This is a genomic window from Actinomycetota bacterium (assembly GCA_005888325.1).
Lineage (GTDB): Bacteria > Actinomycetota > Acidimicrobiia > Acidimicrobiales > AC-14 > AC-14.
This window is the reverse complement of sequence record VAWU01000096.1, coordinates 1-2,764: the sequence shown is the minus strand read 5'-3', so window position 1 is coordinate 2,764 and position 2,764 is coordinate 1. Positions and strand designations below refer to the sequence as shown.

Sequence of the window (2,764 nt, the reverse complement as noted above, 5' to 3'; positions counted from 1 at the left end):
CGCTCGTCGGCGATCACCTCGCGGAAGGGCTCGGTCGGGCTCGCGATCGTCGGAGTGGCGGTGAGCGCTGCCTCGAGCCACTTGATCGCGCTCTTCGCCTCGTTGAAGATGCTTCCCGGCTCGAGCGGGGCCAGGTTGACGTCGAGGTCACGGAGCACGCCCGGCAACTCCGTCCAGGGCAGCATCTGAATCCGCCTCACCTGATCGCCGAGATCCTGCAGAGCAGTCGACGGCGAGACGTGGCCGCCGAGCCAGAGCTCCACGTCGGGTCGACGACGAAGCACGGCGAGCACTGTCGGCTCGATGTGCAGCCAGTCGTGGTCGTGGGTCGTGGTTCCACTCAGGTAGCCGATTCGTAACCCTCCAGGGGCTCGGGGCCGACGGAGCGCCTCGTCGGAAAGCCGCGCCAGCACGATGCCCACGCCGTTCGGGTAGCGCTCCGCCGGCAGTCCGGTCACCCGCTCGGCATGGTCGACGAGTGCACGCGTGCTGCCGATGAACACGTCGCAGGCCTCGAGCGTCGTCCGGTAACGATGCACTCCCTGCATCCACAGCTCTGCCTCGTCGGGCGGCAGCAGCTTGAGCGCGGGGATCGAGTCGGCGACCGACGGATCGAAGATGAGGTCGTCGACGTCGAAGAGCACCGGCGTTCCCTTTGCTCTCGTCGCGTCGATGAGCGCAAGGATCTGCGGTGTGGCCGGAACGCGGTAGATCACGACCGCATCCACCCGGGCCGCGATCTGGTCGAGCCCCGGGTCGCGGTAGTGGCGCACCTCGCTCTCGACGCCGAGGAGCTCGAGCGCTTCGGCCGGCAAGCGGACGCGGTAACGGAGCGGTGCTCCTTCGATACCGCTCACGAAGAGCACCCGCCGGACCTGGGTCACTTCTCTTTCGCGCGACGGCGACGAATAAACCTCTTCGGCGGTGTCGAGCTGGGTGGAGAGCGGCCGCACCGCCACCGACGGCGCCGCCGCCTGCAGGCGATCGAGCAGCGCCGGCTCGTCGATCAGCCGGCGCATGGCGCGGCTCAGCGCGAGGGGCGCGCCCGTGGGGACGACCAGGCCGTTGCGTCCGTGCTCCACGACCTCCTCAGGGCCCAGACTGTCGGTGCAGACCACCGCGAGGCCTCGTACCAGCGCTTCTCGCGTGATGATCGAATGGGACTCGCGCATGACCGACGGCACCACGAGCACGTCGCTTTCGGCCAGAACGTCGTCGAGCTCCGCGGGGTCGAAGCTTGCCAGCACGTCGATGGAACGGGCGTCGACCTCCTCACCCGTGGCCGCGACGTGCTCTTCGGTGCCGTAGGCACGGAGATGCCAGCCGGCGCGGTCGGTGAGATGGCGTGCCGCGGCAAAGAGGTCCTGCACGCCCTTCATCGGATTCGAACCGCCGGCGTAGAGAAACCGTACCGGTCCGTGCGCACGCGTTCGGCGACCCGGTCGCTGTGCCCGCGCCGACGCCTCGGCTTCTGGCAGCCCGTTCTCGTCGACCTTCAGACGGGTGACCGGCACACCGTTGGCCGCGAACACGCGCGCCGCGCTGCTCGAGGGAGCAAGCACGACGTCGACATGGCCGAGCTGTGCACGCAGAAACCTCGTGCGCGCGTCCAACCACGGGCGATCGACCTGACATTCGCACACGCCTGCGTCGACGACGAGCGAGCACGGCCGCAGGTCGTGTTCGACGAGGAACTGCCGGGCGCAGAACCACCAGAAGTCGTGCATCGTGAGGACGACCCTGGCCCCGCCTTCGGCCGATGCACCCACCAACCCGGCCCCCAGCGACTGAAGGGTGTGCAGGTGCACCACGTCGGGCCGCTCGCGGCGGAGATAGGCGGAGAAGTCCGCGGTGACCGGCGGGTTGTCGTAGTTCCGTGTGCTCGACCAGTCGATCGCGTCGGTTGTGACGATCCACCTGACGGCGAGGCCGACCTCGTCGATCTCCTCCCAGGTCGAGAGCGGCGTCCGGCCCGCGTCGAGCCGACCCGCATACACGCTCACGTCGTGCCCACGTTCCCGCCGGCCACGGTTCCTCCGCTGACGAAGTTTGGAGGGTAGTGGGCCGAGACGACGACGACGCGCACGCGGGGAGCGACCTACTCGGAGATCCGGCGCCTCGCGGCCGCTCCGACGTTCCGTACGGGGTGGCGCAAGAGATCGAGCAGGCGATCGAGCTTGGCGTCGGTGTCGCGCAACGCCGCGAGCTGGCCCTCCAGCAGCTCGAGCGTCGACTCCATCTGGTCGAGCTTCGACCGCACCTGTCGATCGAGCCCGTCGAGCTTGGGCACCGTGTCCTGACGCACCGCCTCGGCCACGTTCGCCGCTGCGCAGACGGCCAGGATGGCGGAGATGTCGGGCGGCGTGCCCTCGATCAACCCGATGTCGACGCCCAGCTCGGGGTCGTCGTCGCGCCGGCCGGCGATCAGATGTCGATAAAACGGCGCCACCCGCTCGCGGCCCGCGAACAGCGAGTTGTAGAGCACGTCGTAGCCACCGTCGAGCGGCCCGAGCGCAGGGCGAGCCGCCAGCTGGTGCTTGACCACCATCATGGTGACCCAGTCGTGCAGGTTCCCGTTGCCGGTCGTGCGCACCCGGTAGCCCGAGCTCTGCAGCCGCTCCGCCGTCGGGTCGAGCTCGGGAAGGCCGTGCTCGCGATGCTCCTCCAGCTGCACCTGTGGCTGACCGGTCGCGAGCAGGATGAACCGCCGTACGAGCTCCTCGGTACCGGCGACCCCGGGGGTGTCGAATGGCGCGGCGATCAC

1 protein-coding gene is annotated in these 2,764 nt (G+C 69.2%); it reads right to left on the bottom strand.

The window, feature by feature from the left end; genetic code table 11:
• On the bottom strand, positions 1-2,764 hold a 2,764-nt coding region (locus E6G06_22375), incomplete at both ends, for a glycosyltransferase (GenBank protein ID TML84801.1).